13 protein-coding genes are annotated in these 14,912 nt (G+C 64.6%); 7 read left to right on the top strand and 6 right to left on the bottom strand.

Going from position 1 to position 14,912, the window contains the following annotated elements; translation table 11 throughout:
• Positions 1 to 30: 30 nt before the first annotated feature.
• Positions 31 to 1,053: a GlxA family transcriptional regulator gene (locus IE101_RS13085; protein ID WP_189634300.1), complete on the bottom strand. Its 1,023-nt coding sequence runs from the start codon at positions 1,051 to 1,053 to the stop codon at positions 31 to 33.
• 128 nt (positions 1,054 to 1,181) lie between these two features.
• Here IE101_RS13085 and dprA point away from each other — a divergent pair, with 128 nt between their 5' ends.
• Positions 1,182 to 2,330, top strand: a complete 1,149-nt coding sequence (dprA, locus tag IE101_RS13080; protein WP_189634299.1) for a DNA-processing protein DprA — start codon at positions 1,182 to 1,184, stop codon at positions 2,328 to 2,330.
• Between the two features lie 8 nt (positions 2,331 to 2,338).
• Here dprA and IE101_RS13075 read toward each other — a convergent pair whose 3' ends face one another.
• A complete protein-coding gene (locus tag IE101_RS13075) occupies positions 2,339 to 2,764 on the bottom strand; it encodes a hypothetical protein (protein ID WP_189634298.1) in 426 nt (141 codons plus the stop codon).
• Positions 2,765 to 2,936: 172 nt separating this feature from the next.
• Here IE101_RS13075 and topA point away from each other — a divergent pair, with 172 nt between their 5' ends.
• Positions 2,937 to 5,597 carry a type I DNA topoisomerase gene (gene topA, locus IE101_RS13070; protein WP_189634297.1) on the top strand — a complete coding sequence of 887 codons (2,661 nt, stop codon included), beginning with the start codon at positions 2,937 to 2,939 and terminating at the stop codon, positions 5,595 to 5,597.
• 85 nt (positions 5,598 to 5,682) lie between these two features.
• The gene (locus IE101_RS13065; RefSeq protein WP_189634296.1) at positions 5,683 to 6,294 is read left to right on the top strand and encodes a hypothetical protein; all 612 of its coding nucleotides are present in this window, start codon (positions 5,683 to 5,685) and stop codon (positions 6,292 to 6,294) included.
• Between the two features lie 37 nt (positions 6,295 to 6,331).
• Here the strand turns inward: IE101_RS13065 and choV are convergent, their stop codons facing one another.
• The 3 genes from choV to choX form a co-directional block, all read right to left on the bottom strand.
• Entirely contained in the window at positions 6,332 to 7,354 is a 1,023-nt protein-coding gene (choV, locus tag IE101_RS13060; RefSeq protein WP_189634295.1) for a choline ABC transporter ATP-binding protein, read from the bottom strand.
• Positions 7,351 to 8,202, bottom strand: a complete 852-nt coding sequence (gene choW / locus IE101_RS13055) for a choline ABC transporter permease subunit (RefSeq protein WP_189634294.1) — start codon at positions 8,200 to 8,202, stop codon at positions 7,351 to 7,353. Before choW ends, choV begins: the two co-directional genes overlap by 4 nt.
• 95 nt (positions 8,203 to 8,297) lie before the next feature.
• On the bottom strand, positions 8,298 to 9,221 hold the full coding sequence (choX, locus tag IE101_RS13050) for a choline ABC transporter substrate-binding protein (protein ID WP_189634293.1): 924 nt from the start codon (positions 9,219 to 9,221) through the stop codon (positions 8,298 to 8,300).
• 122 nt (positions 9,222 to 9,343) lie between these two features.
• Here choX and betI point away from each other — a divergent pair, with 122 nt between their 5' ends.
• The 4 genes from betI (at position 9,344) to IE101_RS13030 (ending at position 13,446) form a co-directional block, all read left to right on the top strand.
• On the top strand, positions 9,344 to 9,919 hold the full coding sequence (betI, locus tag IE101_RS13045) for a choline-binding transcriptional repressor BetI (RefSeq protein ID WP_189634292.1): 576 nt from the start codon (positions 9,344 to 9,346) through the stop codon (positions 9,917 to 9,919).
• An 11-nt stretch (positions 9,920 to 9,930) separates the two neighbouring features.
• Positions 9,931 to 11,385, top strand: a complete 1,455-nt coding sequence (gene betB / locus IE101_RS13040; protein ID WP_189634291.1) for a betaine-aldehyde dehydrogenase — start codon at positions 9,931 to 9,933, stop codon at positions 11,383 to 11,385.
• A complete protein-coding gene (gene betA / locus IE101_RS13035) occupies positions 11,385 to 13,037 on the top strand; it encodes a choline dehydrogenase (RefSeq protein WP_189634290.1) in 1,653 nt (550 codons plus the stop codon). The genes betB and betA overlap by 1 nt, the downstream gene beginning before the upstream one ends.
• Positions 13,038 to 13,209: 172 nt before the next feature.
• Positions 13,210 to 13,446 carry an HP1242/YdcH family protein gene (locus IE101_RS13030; RefSeq protein ID WP_189634289.1) on the top strand — a complete coding sequence of 79 codons (237 nt, stop codon included), beginning with the start codon at positions 13,210 to 13,212 and terminating at the stop codon, positions 13,444 to 13,446.
• A 44-nt stretch (positions 13,447 to 13,490) separates the two neighbouring features.
• Here IE101_RS13030 and IE101_RS13025 read toward each other — a convergent pair whose 3' ends face one another.
• Positions 13,491 to 14,888: a helix-turn-helix domain-containing protein gene (locus tag IE101_RS13025; protein WP_189634288.1), complete on the bottom strand. Its 1,398-nt coding sequence runs from the start codon at positions 14,886 to 14,888 to the stop codon at positions 13,491 to 13,493.
• Positions 14,889 to 14,912: the final 24 nt, after the last annotated feature.

Genomic DNA, 14,912 nt, shown 5'->3' with positions numbered 1-14,912 from the left:
CATTGGGGCGGCCCTGATGCACCGGCGCGCCTAGCTGCCGAAATGCGAAAAGCGATAGGGCGAGACGCCGTATTTCTTGCGGAAGCTTTTCGAGAAATGACTTGATGAGGCATAGCCGCATGCCACCGCCACTTCGGTCACGCTCATATCCGTTTCCGCCAGCAGCGCCCGACCGTGCTGAAGGCGCAGGTCGTTCATGTAGCGCACGGGTGTCACACCCAGATAGCGGTTGAAAAGCCGCTCGATCTGACGGCGCGACACGCCCAGGTGATCGGCGCAGGCGTCCAGGTCGAACTCTTCCTCGATCCGCGCTTCCAGGAAGGCCACCGCCTTGATCAGCTTTTCGTTCCGCGTGCCCAGGCGCGCGGCCAACGAGGTGATCTGCTCATCCTCTTCGGTGCGGCGCTGGGTCAGAAGGCACATGTTCATGACCTCCTGGCTCAGCTGTGCGCCGTAGCGGTCATGGATGAGTTTGAGCATCAGGTCCGCCGCCGCCATCCCGCCCGCGCAGGTGACGATGCGGTCCTCGATGCAGAAAACCTGCCGCGCGGGTTCCAGATCGGGGAAGGTTTCGCAAAATCCCGACAGGTTCTCCCAATGCAGCGTGAAGCGCCGTCCCTTGAGGATACCCGCCCGCGCCAAGGCATAGGCCCCGGTGCAAAGCCCGCCCACCGTGCGCCCGCGCCGCCATTGCGCCCGGACCCAATCGCCCAGCGTGGGGGTGATCTGGTTTTCCGGCTCGACCCCGCCGCAGACCAGCACATAACCCGGCGGCGGTGCTTCGGGCAGGGTGCCCTCGGGGACCACCGGCACGCCGTTCGAACAGGCCACCGGCTTGCCATCCTCGCTGAAGGTTCCCCAGCGGAACAGCATCTGGCCAGTCAGCTGGTTCGCCACGCGCAGCGGCTCGATCGCCGAGGTGAACGCCAGCATGGTAAATTTCGGCGCCAGAACAAAGGTGACAGAGACTGGCTCGGTCACTTTCGGCAAGGCGACATGCGCCACCCCACGGGCCACAAATTTGCGGGCGTCTTCTGGATCGGAACTCTTCATGGCTTTGGCCTAGCGTGACTGCGTCCCCATCGCAAGCATTACACATTCGCCTGCAATCTCGTCGCGAATCTTTACGGGCCATTAACCACCCTGACGCAATCTGATCCGCAGAAAGAAGGAGCGGACAGATGAATTCCGGCCCATACCCCGATTGCCCCCTGCCGCCGCGCCCCTTGGCCGAGGCTGAGCAAATCGCCTGTCTGCGCCTGATCCGGTCGCGCCGGGTTGGACCGGCGACCTTTCACCGGCTTGTGGCCGAACACGGCAGCGCTGCGGCGGCCTTGGCGGCGCTGCCCGAAATTGCCCGCGCGGCGGGGGTAGAGCGTTATGAACCTTGCCCCGAGGCAGTGGTTTTGCAGGAAATCCGGGCGGCCCGCGCGCAGGGCGCACGGTTACTGTGCCTGGGTGGCCCGGGGTATCCTGCGCTTCTGGCCGAAATCGCCGACGCGCCACCGGTGCTCTGGGTCAAGGGGGACCCGGCGCTGCTTGCGCGCCCCGTGGTGGGGCTGGTGGGCGCGCGCAATGCCTCAAGCCTTGGGGGGCGGATGGCGCGGCGGTTGGCCGAATCGTTGGGGGAGGCGGGATTTGTCATCGCCTCGGGCCTTGCGCGGGGCATTGATGCCGAGGCCCATCGCGCCAGCCTGCCCACCGGCACTGTGGCCGTGGTGGCCGGGGGGCTGGACGTGGTCTATCCGCCCGAACACGCGGGCCTCGCCGCCGAAATTGCCGAGAAGGGCTGCCTACTCAGCGAACAGCCCTTCGGCCTTGAACCGCAGGCGCGACACTTTCCGCAGCGCAACCGCATCGTCTCGGGGCTGTCGCGGGCGCTGGTGGTGGTCGAGGCGGCGGCGCGGTCCGGATCGCTCATCACCGCGAAAGAGGCCGCCGACCAGGGGCGAGAGGTCTTTGCCGTGCCGGGCCATCCCTTCGATGCCCGCGCGGCCGGCTGCAATCATCTGATCCGCGAAGGGGCCACGCTGGTCAGGTCCGCGGCCGATGTGATCGAGGCGCTGGGCGTGGTGGCCCCGCCCGAACCGCCGCTTGCGGTGCCCGATCTGCCACCTCTGCCGGGGCCGGTGTCGCAGCGCCGCCCGCTGCGCGACATAGCGGCGCTGCACCGCCTGATTCTCGACCGCCTCTCCCCCAGCCCCGTGGCCGAGGATCAGCTGATCCGCGATCTGGCCGTCTCTGCCGCCGAAGTTACGCCCGAGCTGCTGACGCTGGAGCTGGAGGGGCAGGTCATCCGCCAGCCCGGCGGGCTGATCTGCCGGCCATGATGCGGGCATCAGCGGCAGATCTCGGGCAGTACGGGCCCCCAGTTTTCGCAGTAGACAGGGTCGGCGTACCAGACATCGGTGGCCCCGATGCCGTGATGCACCACGACCCATGTGTTACCCTGTTTTTGCAAAAGCGCCTGCATGGCGGGGCCATCCAGGTAGTCCGGGTCCATCCCGTCGCGTTCGACCAGTGGCGTCCTGGCAAGGTCGATCGGGATGCCACCGGGGCGTTGGGGTTCGACCGCGGCGAAGGCGACCTTCCCCTCGACCCGCAAGGATTGCACGATGAATTCGATGGGAGCGCCAAGATCCCATTCTGCCAAAGGGCGCATCGCATCCATCATGGCGCGCCGTTCTGCCGAGCCGCGCGGCGGTTCGGTCCAGGCTTGGGCGGGCAGGGCGAAAAGGACGAAAGCCAGCGGCAGAAAACGCATCGAAAATCCTGTGATGAAGGCGGAATCGCGATCAATGATGGGGGTGTTGTCGGCCCTGCGTCAAACGCCGTGATGATGCGCCTCCCCTTGACGCGGCGGGTTTGCCTTGACATGGGGGCAGCGTCGCACACATCTTTCCGCGCCGCCGCAGGGCAGGGCGCAAGAGGTATTCATGGCAGTCGTCGTCGTCGAGTCTCCGGCCAAGGCCAAGACAATCAACAAATATCTCGGCTCCGACTATACGGTGCTCGCCTCATATGGCCATGTCCGCGACCTGCCGCCCAAGGATGGGTCGGTCGATCCCGAACATGATTTCGACATGAAATGGGAAGTCGCTGCCGAAAGCAAAAAGCATGTCCGTGCGATTGCCGAGGCGCTGAAGACGGATGATGAACTCATCCTCGCGACCGACCCTGACCGTGAGGGGGAGGCGATTTCGTGGCACTTGAAAGAGGCGCTGGCCTCAAGCCTGAAGAAGGGCAAGAAGGTCAGCCGCGTCACCTTCAACGCCATCACCAAATCCGCCGTGACCGAGGCTATGAAGAACCCCCGCGATGTCGATGAGGCGCTGGTCGAGGCCTATCTGGCCCGCCGCGCGCTGGACTATCTGGTGGGCTTCACCCTGTCGCCGGTGCTGTGGCGCAAACTTCCCGGGGCGAAATCGGCCGGTCGGGTGCAATCGGTCTGCCTGCGCCTGATCGTTGAACGCGAGATGGAGATCGAGGCCTTCCGCGCCCGCGAATACTGGTCGGTGACGGCGGTGCTGGCCACCCCGCGCGGGCAGGAGTTCGAGGCACGTCTGACGATCCTCGGGGGCAAGAAGCTTGACAAGTTCGACATCCCCACCGCCGAGGCGGCGGAGATTGCGGTGCAGGCCGTCCAGTCGCGCGATCTGAAAATCGCCACGGTCGAATCGAAGCCCGCCGCGCGCAACCCCTATCCGCCCTTCATGACCTCGACCCTCCAGCAAGAGGCGAGCCGCAAGTTCGGCATGGGCGCCAAGGCGACCATGGCGGCGGCGCAGCGGCTCTATGAGGCTGGCCATATCACCTATATGCGGACCGACGGGATCGATATGGCGCCCGAGGCGGTCATGGCGGCCCGCGCGGCGATCAAGGACCGTTTTGGCGCGGCCTATGTTCCCGACAGCCCGCGCATGTACAAGAACAAGGCCAAGAACGCGCAAGAGGCACACGAATGTATCCGACCGACGGATATGTCCGCCGCACCCGAAACGCTCCGTCTGGTCGAGGCCGATCAGCGCAAGCTTTATGACCTGATCTGGAAGCGCACCATCGCCAGCCAGATGGCCGCCGCGCGGCTGGAGCGGACGACCGTCGATATCGCCTCGGCTGATGGGCAGGTGGGGCTGCGCGCGACCGGGCAGGTCGTGATGTTCGACGGCTTCCTCAAGGTCTATGACGAAGGCCGCGACGATGATGGTGAGGATGAAGGCCGCCTGCCGCAGATCATGCAGGGCGAAGCCGCCGAAAAGCGCAAGGTCGCGCCCGAGCAGCATTTCACCCAGCCGCCGCCTCGCTATACCGAGGCCACGCTGGTCAAGCGCATGGAAGAGCTGGGCATCGGCCGCCCCTCGACCTACGCCTCGATCCTGACGACCATCCAGGACCGCGAATATGTGCGCCGCGACAAGAACCGCCTGATCCCCGAGGACAAGGGCCGTCTTGTCACGGCCTTCCTGACCAACTTCTTCCGGCAATATGTGGAATATGACTTCACCGCCGATCTGGAAGGTCAGCTGGATGACGTGTCCGCCGGTGAGCGGGATTATAAAGAGGTTCTGGCCCGGTTCTGGCGCGATTTCTCGGCCGCCGTGGCCGAAACCGCCGATCTCCGCATCAGCGAGGTTCTGGACAAGATCGACGAATTCCTTGGCCCGCATCTCTATCCGCCCCGGGCGGACGGGGGCGATCCGCGCGCCTGCCCGACCTGCGGGTCGGGGCGTCTCCATCTGAAGACCGCACGGTCGGGCGGGGCCTTCATCGGTTGCGGCAACTACCCCGAATGTCGCTACACGCGCCCTATTTCGGCGGGGGACGATTCGGGCGCGATCACCCCGGATGGCAAGCTCTTGGGGCAGGATGAAGACGGTCTGCCCGTCACCGTGCGCGCCGGGCGCTTTGGCCCCTATGTCCAGAAGGGTGAGGCCACGACCGAACAGCCCAAGCCCCCGCGGGCCAGCCTGCCGAAGGGCTGGTCGCCGGAAAGCCTTGATCTGGAACGGGCGCTCCTGCTGCTGAACCTGCCGCGCGCGATCGGGCCGCACCCCGAGGATGGCGCGGTGGTCGAGGCCGGGATCGGCCGCTTCGGCCCCTATGTGAAGCACAATACGACCTATGCGAACCTGCCCGAGGTGGAAGAGGTTTTCACCATCGGCATGAACCGCGCGGTCGAGGTGCTGGCGCAAAAGGCCGCCCGCGGCGGGGCGCGGGGCGGGGCTGCGGCGGCGCAACCTCTGCGCGAGCTTGGCGCCCATCCGGATGGCGGCATCATCTCTGTCATGCCGGGGCGCTATGGTCCTTATGTGAAATGGGAAAAGGTCAATGCGACCCTGCCCAAAGGGGTTGAGCCCGAGGCGGTGACGCTGGACGAGGCGCTGGCCCTGATCGCGGAAAAGGCGGGCAAGTCGAAGAAGCCCACCAAGAAGGCCGCGGCCAAGCCAAAGGCCGAACCCAAGGCAAAGGCAGAGCCGAAAGCCAAGGCCGCCGCCAAACCCAAGGCCGAAAAGGCCGCGGCAAAGGCCCCTGCCAAAGCCAAGGCACCTGCCAAGACCAAGGTTAAGGCCCCGCCCCAAGAAGACATTCTGGAATGATCCAGTGCCCCCGCTTCGGCGGGGGCATTGCTTTGTGATCGGGCGCTGGTAGGGTTGCGGCAGATTGCTTTGTGAAAGCCGTGCCATGCGCCAGTTTTGCCTGATCCTGACTTGCGCCCTATGGGCCACCGCCGCCCCCGCCCAAGAGGGCGAGCCCTTTTCCGGTGAGGGCTATCTTCTGGCCTGTGGGGAAGAGGGCTGCTTTGTCGGCGCGCGAGGCTATACGCTGTTTGTGCCTGCCGACGGGGGCGCCGCCGCCCGCGCGCTGGCCGGGATCGCGCCGCTTTCTGCGGTGCGGGTCAGCGGGGATCTGTCGAATATCGGGGATGCCAATGCTGATCTGGCGCTGAGCGAGGTCGAGGCCCTGTCTGACGATCTGAATGAGGGCAATCTGCGCGCGCTGCAGGGCGCCTGGCAGCCGGTGGAGGAGGAAAGCCCCTTCCATATCGAAATCTACGGGCTCGACTGGGCGGAGATGGAGATGGATCAGGAAACGGCCCGCTTCCAGATGACGCTTGGCACCGCTTGCGCCAGCGGCGTTGAACCCGGCGGGATGACGATCAGCCTTTACCGATATGGCGATGACCCGGCCGAAGATGCCTGCTGGCAGCTGGAATATATCGACGACACTACCCTGACGCTGCGGGATGTTTCTGGGGTTCAGGGGCAGGTGGGGTTCACGCGCATCCAGCGGTGATGAAGGACCGCGCGGGGGCCGCGCGGTCAGTTTTTGGTCAGCCGCGCGGATCGACCAGCCGCCCCATGACATGGGCGGGCTGGATATGGCCGATGCAACGCCCATCTTCGGTCACGGCAATCTCGGTCGCACCGTCGTGCAGCATGGACATGACCGCCTTCACCGGCAGTTCGGCATCGACCGAGAGACTGGCCGAGGATGGCCCCGCGATCATCACATCCCGCGCGGTCAGTACCGAGAGCGGGTTCATATGCGCCACGAAGTCCTGCACATAGTCATCGACCGGATTGGCGATGATTTCGCGCGCCGTGCCGCATTGGACGATGCGCCCGCCCTCCATCAGGGCGATGCGGTTGCCGATCTTGAAGGCCTCGTCGAGGTCATGGCTCACGAAGATGATCGTGCGCTTCAGACGCTGCTGCAGGTCAAGCAGTTCGTCCTGCAGCTTGGCCCGGATCAGCGGGTCAAGCGCCGAGAAGGGTTCATCCATCAGCAGGATCGGCGCCTGGGTCACGAAGGCCCGGGCAAGGCCCACGCGCTGCTGCATGCCGCCCGAGAGATCGCCCACCTTGCGGTCGGCCCATTGCGTCAGGTTCACCAGCTCCAGCTGTTCGTCCACCGCCTTGCGGCGGCCCTCGACCGGGATGCCGGCAAGCTCTAGCCCGAGGCCCACATTTTCCCGCACGGTACGCCAGGGCAGCAGGCCGAATTGCTGAAACACCATCGCGATGCGCGACAGGCGCAGACGGCGCAGGGTTTCGGGGTCGGCCTTGGTCACGCTGACCATACGGTCACCGTCCGAGACGCGCACCTCGCCCCGCACCACGGGATTGAGCGCATTGACCCCCCGCAGCAGCGTGGACTTGCCCGAACCCGACAGACCCATGAGGACGAGGATCTCGCCCTCATTCACGGTCAGCGAACAATCATGCACGCCCAGCACCTGCCCGGTGGCGGCCTGCACCTCGGCCCGGCTTTTTCCCTGATCCATCAGCGGCAGCGCGGCCTGCGGGTTGTCCCCGAAAACGATGGAGACGCGATCAAATTCGACGGCGGTCATGCGCGGGTCACCTTCAGCATACGGTCAAGCATGATGGCCACCACCACGATGATGAAGCCCGATTCAAAGCCCAGCCGGGTGTCCACCGTGCCAAGCGCGCGCACGACCGGGGTGCCAAGGCCATTGGCGCCGACCATTGTCGCGATCACCACCATCGACAGCGACAGCATGATGGATTGCGTCAGCCCCACCATGATCTGCGGCAGCGCCCAGGGCAGTTCGACCTTCCAGAGGCGCTGGCTCGGCGTGGCGCCGAAGGCGGTTGCGGCTTCGAGCAGGGCGGTCGGGGTGGACGAGACGCCCAGATGCGTCAGACGGATCGGCGCGGGCAGCACGAAGATCACCGTGGCGATCAGGCCCGGCACCATGCCGATGCCGAAGAACACGATGGCCGGGATCAGATAGACGAAGGTCGGCAGCGTCTGCATCATGTCCAGCACCGGGCTGACGGCGCGATAGAATCGCGGCCGATGCGCGGCCATGATCCCCAGCGGCACGCCAAAGCCCATGCACGTCACGCAGGACAGCAGGATCAGCGTCATGCTCTGCATCGTTTCGTCCCAGTAGCCCTGGTTGAGGATGAACAGAAAGCTCAGCGCCACCAGCGCCACGGTTTTCCAGCTGCGTTGCAGATACCAGGTCAGCCCGAGGAAAGCGGCGATGATCAGCAGCGGCGGGGTTTCGGTCAGGACGAACAGGCAGCCGTCGATTACCGATTGCATGATGAAGCGCAGAAATTCAAACACCGGGCCGCCGTTGTCATTCAGCCAGGTGAAGATCTGCTTGGCCCATTTGCCGATGGGCAGTTTGTAGTCGGTCAGCCAGTCGATGCTGTAAAGCCAGTCCATCCGCGGCCTTTCTTCGATTGGAGGAGGTGGGGCGAAAACGCGCGCAAATGAGACGGGGGCCGCGCGGGCTGCCCCCGTCATCCGGTCCGGTCAGATCACAGACCGAAGGCTGCCTTGACGGCGGCCAGACCATCGCCACCGTCCTTGGTGGTCACGCCCTGAAGCCAGCCATCCAGCACCGCCGGGTTCGCCTTGATCCAGGCGGTCACGGCATCGCCGGCCTCTTCACCATCATCCAGAATCGCACCCATGATTTCGTTTTCCATGGGCAGGGTGAACGTCATGTTCTTCAGCAGCGTGCCGGTGTTCGGGCATTCGGCGGCATAGCCGGTGCGGGTCACGGTGTTCACGACGCCTTCCTCACCGAAGAACTCTTCACCGCCGGTCAGGTATTTCAGCGAGAAGTTCGCGTTCATCGGATGGGGTTCCCAGCCCAGGAAGACCACGGCCTTCTCTTCGGGGTAAAGGCGCGCAACCTGCGCCAGCATCCCCTGTTCCGAACTTTCGATCACTTCCATGCCTTCCAGCGACCCGCCCGCGGCGGTCTGCTTGATCAGGTAACCGTTGCCTTCGTTGCCCGGCTCGATCCCGTAAATCTTGCCTTCCAGCTCATCCTTGAACTTCGGCACATCGGCAAAGGTTTTCAGGCCCTTGTCATAAAGATAGGTCGGCACGGCGAGGGTATATTTGGTGCCCTGCAGGTTGGTGGTCAGCACTTCGACGGTCTTGTTGTCGAGGTAGGGCTGCACCGCAGCGGTCTGCGCCGGGATCCAGCTGCCGAGGAAGACATCGATGTCGCCTTTGCTCAGCGCCTCGTAGGTCACCGGCACGGCAAGCATCTTCACTTCGACCTCATAGCCAAGGCCTTCCAGAACCAGACGGGCGGCAGTCGTGGTGGTGGTGATATCGGTCCAGCCCACATCCGAGAAGGTCACCTTGTCGCAGCCGGCGGCGAAGGCGGTCCCCGAAAGGGCAAGCGTCGCCACGGTGGCCAGCATGGCGGATTTCAGTTTGATCATTGGGGTACTCCCTGAGTGTTAGCGGTCGTGCGCTTTTTGTTGATTGACGAGTCAATAAACTTCGCGCTAGCTCGGTTTGGCAAGTGTTTTTTTGAACAGGTCCTGCGGTGCCGAAGCTTGGAATGGAACCTATCCGAAAGGCAGCGCTGGTCAAAGCGACCATCGTTGAGATCGGGCGCGCCGGGTCGCTTGATGTGACCGTAAGCCAGATCGCAAAGCGGGCGGGGATGTCCTCGGCGCTAGCGCATCACTATTTCGGCGCGAAAGAGGACATGTTCCTTGCCGCGATGCGCCATATTCTGTCCTTGTACGGGGCCGAAGTGCGCGGGGCACTTGCTGCAGCTGGCGAAGGGCCTGAGGCGCGGTTGCACGCGATCGTGCGGGCAAGCTTCAGTCCCGGCAATTTCCGGCGCGAAGCCGTCGGTGCCTGGCTGAATTTCTATGTGCTGGCCCAGACCGTGCCTGAGGCGCGGCGACTGTTGGCAGTCTATCAGCGACGTCTGCGGTCGAATCTTCTGGCCTGTTTGCGACCTTTGGTTGCCGGGCGGGCCGAGACTGTGGCGGCCAGTCTGGGGGCGCTGATCGATGGCGTCTACCTGCGCGAAGCCTTGAAGGAAGGGCAGCCCGATTCGGCCGCCGCGGTCGCGGCCGTGGTCGATTTTGTGGCTGCGGAACTCGGAAAAACCCAAACCAAGTGAAAGGGGTGACCATGCGGGCACAACCCAAGGCCAGCCATTTCGTGAATGGCGCCTATGTCGAAGATACCGCCGGTGCGGTGATCGAGGTGATCTATCCCGCCACGGGCGAGGTGATCGCGCGTGTGCATGAAGCCACGCCCGCGGTGATCGAGGCCGCGTTGGCCGGTGCCGAGGCCGCGCAAAAGGCCTGGGCCGCGACGCGCCCGGTGGAACGGGCGCGCATCCTGCGCCGCGCGGTTGACCTGATCCGCGCCCGCAATGCCGAGCTGTCGGAGCTGGAAACGCTTGATACCGGCAAGCCGATTCAGGAAACCACCGTGGCGGACTGGCCCTCGGGCGCCGATGCGTTGGAATATTTCGCGGGCCTGGCCCCCACCGTGACTGGTGAGACGATGCCGCTGGGGGGCGATTTCGTCTATACCATCCGCGAGCCGCTGGGGGTTTGCGTGGGCATCGGCGCTTGGAACTATCCCAGCCAGATCGCCTGCTGGAAATCCGCGCCGGCGCTGGCGCTTGGCAATGCGATGATCTTCAAACCCTCCGAGGTGACGCCCCTTGGCGCGTTGAAACTGGCCGAAATCTTTGTCGAGGCGGGGCTTCCGCCGGGGTTGTTCAATGTGCTGCAGGGGCGGGGGGCCGTGGGCGCCGCGCTGGTGACCGATGCGCGCGTGGCCAAAGTTTCGCTGACCGGGTCGGTGCCGACGGGCCGCAAGGTCTATGCCGCCGCCGCCGAAGGCATCCGCCATGTCACGATGGAGCTGGGCGGCAAGTCGCCCCTGATCGTCTTTGAGGACGCCGATATCGAAAGCGCGATCGGCGCGGCCATGCTGGGGAATTTCTATTCCACCGGGCAGATCTGCTCGAACGGCACCCGTGTCTTCGTGCAAAAGGCGATCAAGGAGAAATTCCTGGCCCGCCTGGCGGAACGCACCGCCGCGATCAAGCTGGGCGATCCGATGGACCCCGACACCCAGCTTGGCCCGCTGGTCAGCGCCCCGCAGCTCGACAAGGTGCTGGCCTATATCGACAAGGCCAAGGCCGAGGGCGGGCGTCTGGTGGCAGGCGGCGGTCGCGCCGATCTGAACACCGGCTATTACGTCCAACCCACCGTCTTTGCCGATATCACCGATGACATGACGCTGGCCTGCGAAGAGGTCTTTGGTCCGGTCATGGCCGTCCTTGATTTCGACACCGAGGAAGAGGTCGTCGCCCGCGCCAATGCCACGGAATTCGGTCTGGCCGCCGGGGTCTTCACCGCCGATCTGGCGCGCGGGCATCGCGTGGTGGGTCAGCTTCAGGCCGGAACCTGCTGGATCAACGCCTATAACCTGACGCCGGTCGAAGGGCCGTTTGGCGGGGTCAAAGCGTCTGGCGTAGGGCGTGAGAACTCCAAGGCCGCGGTCGAACATTACACCCAGGTGAAATCCGTCTATGTGGGCATGGGCCCGGTGGAGGCACCCTACTGATGGCAAGCGAATACGTCATTGTCGGCGCAGGCTCGGCCGGGTGCGCCATGGCCTATCGTCTGGCCGAAGCCGGGCGCAGCGTCACCGTCATCGAATTCGGCGGTACCGATGCGGGGCCGTTCATCCAGATGCCGGGCGCGCTGTCCTATCCCATGAACATGGGGATCTACGACTGGGGCTTTCAGACCGAACCCGAGCCGCATCTGGGGGGCCGCGTTCTGGCCACCCCGCGCGGCAAGGTGATTGGCGGGTCGTCCTCGATCAACGGCATGGTCTATGTGCGCGGCCATGCGCGTGACTTTGACCATTGGGCCGAACAGGGCGCCAATGGTTGGTCCTATGCCGATGTGCTGCCCTATTTCCAGCGTATGGAAAGCTGGCATGGCGATGCGGGCGATGCGTCGTTCCGTGGTGCCAACGGCCCGCTGCACATCACCCGCGGCCCGCGGCAGAACCCGCTGTTCAATGCCTTCATCGATGCAGGCCGTCAGGCCGGCTATCCGGTGACGCCCGATTACAACGGGCAGCAGCAGGAAGGCTTTGGCGCGATGGAGGCGACGATCTGGCAGGGGCAGCGCTGGTCCGCCGCCAATGCCTATCTGAAACCCGCGATCAAGACCGGTCGGGTCAAGGTCGAGAAGGGCTTTGCTCGCCGCATCGTCATCGAAAACGGCCGCGCAACCGGGGTCGAGCTGGAACAGAAGGGCCAGATCGTCACCATCCCCGCCACGCGCGAGGTGATCATCGCCGCATCCTCGATCAATTCGCCCAAGCTGCTGCTGCTGTCGGGCATCGGGCCTGCGGCGCATCTTGCGGAACACGGCATCAAGGTCTGGGCGGATCGTCCCGGCGTGGGGCAGAACCTGCAGGACCATCTGGAGCTTTACCTGCAATTCGCCGCCAGCCAGCCTGTCACCCTTTACAAATACTGGAACCTCTGGGGCAAGGCGATGGTCGGCGCCCAGTGGCTGTTCACGCGCAAGGGGATCGGCGCCTCGAACCAGTTTGAAAGCTGCGCCTTCATCCGGTCGAAGCCGGGTGTCGATTACCCCGATATCCAGTATCACTTCCTGCCCATCGCCGTGCGCTATGACGGCAAGGCCGCGGCCGAGGGGCATGGCTTCCAGACCCATGTCGGCCCGATGCGGTCGGTGTCGCGCGGCAGCGTCTCGCTCCGTTCGGCCGATCCGCGCGTGACGCCGAAGATCCTGTTCAACTACATGAGCCACGAGTCGGACTGGGACGATTTCCGCCGCTGCATCCGCCTGACGCGGGAAATCATCGGTCAGGACGCGTTCAAGCCCTATTACAAGTCGGAAATCCAGCCGGGCGTGAATGTTCAATCGGATGATGAACTCAACGGCTTCATCCGCGAACATGTGGAAAGCGCCTATCACCCCTGCGGCACCTGCCGCATGGGCCGGGCCGATGATCCGATGGCCGTGGTGGACCCCGAGGCCCGCGTGATTGGGGTGGAAGGGCTGCGCCTCGCCGACAGCTCGATCTTCCCGCGGGTGACGAATGGCAACCTCAACGGCCCCTCGATCATGACGGGGGAAAAGGCCGCCGATCACATTCTGGGCCGGCAGATGCTGCCGCCGTCGAATCTGGAACCCTGGATCAACCCGAACTGGCGCACCAGCCAACGCTGATCCTGCAACCACCTGAACCGGGGCCAAGCGCCCCGGTTTTCTTTTGGTTGCAAAGGGTTGTGTGAAGCCGTTTGATTTTCTGACTGTGCGATGCGGGATTTGATCCGGGTCAAGGTCGGCGGCCGAGTCGTGGCCTATGGTCTGTTTGTAACGACCAAGGAGGATACGACGCATGGCGAACACCCCCCACGAACTGGCAGAGGAATTCCCGGCCGAGGCAGGCAAGATTTCGGCGCTGAAGGAAACGGACACCCATTTCGCGCGCCTCGTCGAGGAGTATCACGAGATCAACCGCGCGGTGCATCGCGCCGAAACGTTGGTCGAGCCGGTTTCGTCCGAACATGAAACGGAAATGCGCAAGAAGCGCAGCGCGCTCAAGGATCAGATCTGGCAGCGCCTGAGCGCCTGATCTGCCCCGCAGGATGAAAGGCCCGGCTCTGCGCCGGGCCTTTTTCATTCCGCAATCTGATAGGGCAGGATGCCGCGGCGGTCGGGATCGACCTTCAGGCGGCGTTCCAGTGGCGGCACCGACCGCTGGTGGCAATCGCGCCTTTCGCAGATGCGGCAGGAAATCCCGATGGGTTCGAACCGCCCGCGCAGGTCCAGCCCGTCGGCATAGACCAGCGCATCGGCATGCTGCACTTCGCAGCCAAGGCCGATGGCATAGCGGCGCACCGGGGCGTTGAAGCTGCCGCCCGGTTTGCTGACATCGCGGGCAAGGCAGAGATAGCGCACCCCATCAGGCGTTTCGGCCAGCTGCCGCAGAAACCGCCCCGGTGTCTCAAAGGCCTGGTGCATGTTCCACAGCGGGCAGGCCCCGCCAAAGCGCGCGAATTGCAGCCGCGTGGCGGAATGGCGTTTGGTGATGGTGCCCGCCTGATCGACCCGCACGAAGAAAAAGGGAATCCCCTTGGCACCGGGCCTTTGCAGCGTGGACAGGCGATGGGCGACCTGTTCGATGCTGGCGCCGAACAGATCGGCCAGCCGTTCCAGATCATGCCGCTCTTCAAGCGCCGCTGCCTGAAAGGCACGGTAGGGCAAAAGCGCCGCCCCGGCGAAATAGTTGGCCAGCCCGATCTTGGCGATGTCGCGCGCCTCGGGCGTGGCAAAGCGGGCGAGGTCGAGCGTCGCTTCCAGCAGGTCGTTCTGCGTGGTCAGCGCGACCTGATACAGCAGCTGAAACCGCTGCGTCGGCCCCGCCGCCCGGCCCGAGATCACCAGCCGCCGCCCCTCGGGCGTGAAGGCGCGCAGGGTGGCGCTGTCGGAAAATTGCAGGTCCACCCCGGCGCGGGTCAGGGTTTCGGTGGCAATGACCAGAGGGTCGCGCCGCTGCCCGCCGGGCATGGCGTAATGTTCCGCCGCGCGGTCGATGGCATCGATGTAATTGTCGCAATAGTGAAAGAAATCACGCACTTCCTCCCACGGTGACGGTTTGAGCGCGGCATCTTCCCGCCCCAGCGCCTCATCCAGTGAGGCAAGGCGTTCATGCGTCTGCCGATAGGCGCGGTGCAGGTCCAGGAAGGCCCGCGCCAGCGCCGGGGCGTTCGAGGCCGCAAGCCGCAGGTCGGCCAGCGGTGGCGCCGCGCTTTGGAACACCGGGTCGGCCAGCGCCTCGCGCATGTCCGATACGATCCGCTCGGCATCGCCTGTGGTCAGCTCGGTCACGTCAAAGCCGAATTCCTGCACCAAGGACAGAACCACCGCCGCCGAAACCGGGCGATGGTTGTTCTCCATCTGGTTCAGATAGGGCAGCGACACGCCCAGCTTGTCGGCAAAGGCCTTTTGCGTCACCCCCAGCCGCCCGCGCAATTCGCGCAGCTTGACCCCGGCATAGAGCTTCTGCGTGGACATCCCGGCCTCCCTCTTTGCAAAGTG

The sequence above is a fragment of the Gemmobacter lanyuensis genome, from assembly GCF_014652355.1.
Lineage (GTDB): Bacteria > Pseudomonadota > Alphaproteobacteria > Rhodobacterales > Rhodobacteraceae > Gemmobacter > Gemmobacter lanyuensis.
Note: the sequence above shows the minus strand (reverse complement) of the source record. Positions and strands in the feature narration are given on the sequence as shown.

Bases quoted from the DNA above. Each gene is read 5' to 3' on its own strand.
- IE101_RS13085 (WP_189634300.1), bottom strand. From the start codon at position 1,053: ATGAAGAGTTCCGATCCAGAAGACGCCCGCAAATTTGTGGCCCGTGGG.
- dprA (WP_189634299.1), top strand. From the start codon at position 1,182: ATGAATTCCGGCCCATACCCCGATTGCCCCCTGCCGCCGCGCCCCTTG.
- IE101_RS13075 (WP_189634298.1), bottom strand. From the start codon at position 2,764: ATGCGTTTTCTGCCGCTGGCTTTCGTCCTTTTCGCCCTGCCCGCCCAA.
- topA (WP_189634297.1), top strand. From the start codon at position 2,937: ATGGCAGTCGTCGTCGTCGAGTCTCCGGCCAAGGCCAAGACAATCAAC.
- IE101_RS13065 (WP_189634296.1), top strand. From the start codon at position 5,683: ATGCGCCAGTTTTGCCTGATCCTGACTTGCGCCCTATGGGCCACCGCC.
- choV (WP_189634295.1), bottom strand. From the start codon at position 7,354: ATGACCGCCGTCGAATTTGATCGCGTCTCCATCGTTTTCGGGGACAAC.
- choW (WP_189634294.1), bottom strand. From the start codon at position 8,202: ATGGACTGGCTTTACAGCATCGACTGGCTGACCGACTACAAACTGCCC.
- choX (WP_189634293.1), bottom strand. From the start codon at position 9,221: ATGATCAAACTGAAATCCGCCATGCTGGCCACCGTGGCGACGCTTGCC.
- betI (WP_189634292.1), top strand. From the start codon at position 9,344: ATGGAACCTATCCGAAAGGCAGCGCTGGTCAAAGCGACCATCGTTGAG.
- betB (WP_189634291.1), top strand. From the start codon at position 9,931: ATGCGGGCACAACCCAAGGCCAGCCATTTCGTGAATGGCGCCTATGTC.
- betA (WP_189634290.1), top strand. From the start codon at position 11,385: ATGGCAAGCGAATACGTCATTGTCGGCGCAGGCTCGGCCGGGTGCGCC.
- IE101_RS13030 (WP_189634289.1), top strand. From the start codon at position 13,210: ATGGCGAACACCCCCCACGAACTGGCAGAGGAATTCCCGGCCGAGGCA.
- IE101_RS13025 (WP_189634288.1), bottom strand. From the start codon at position 14,888: ATGTCCACGCAGAAGCTCTATGCCGGGGTCAAGCTGCGCGAATTGCGC.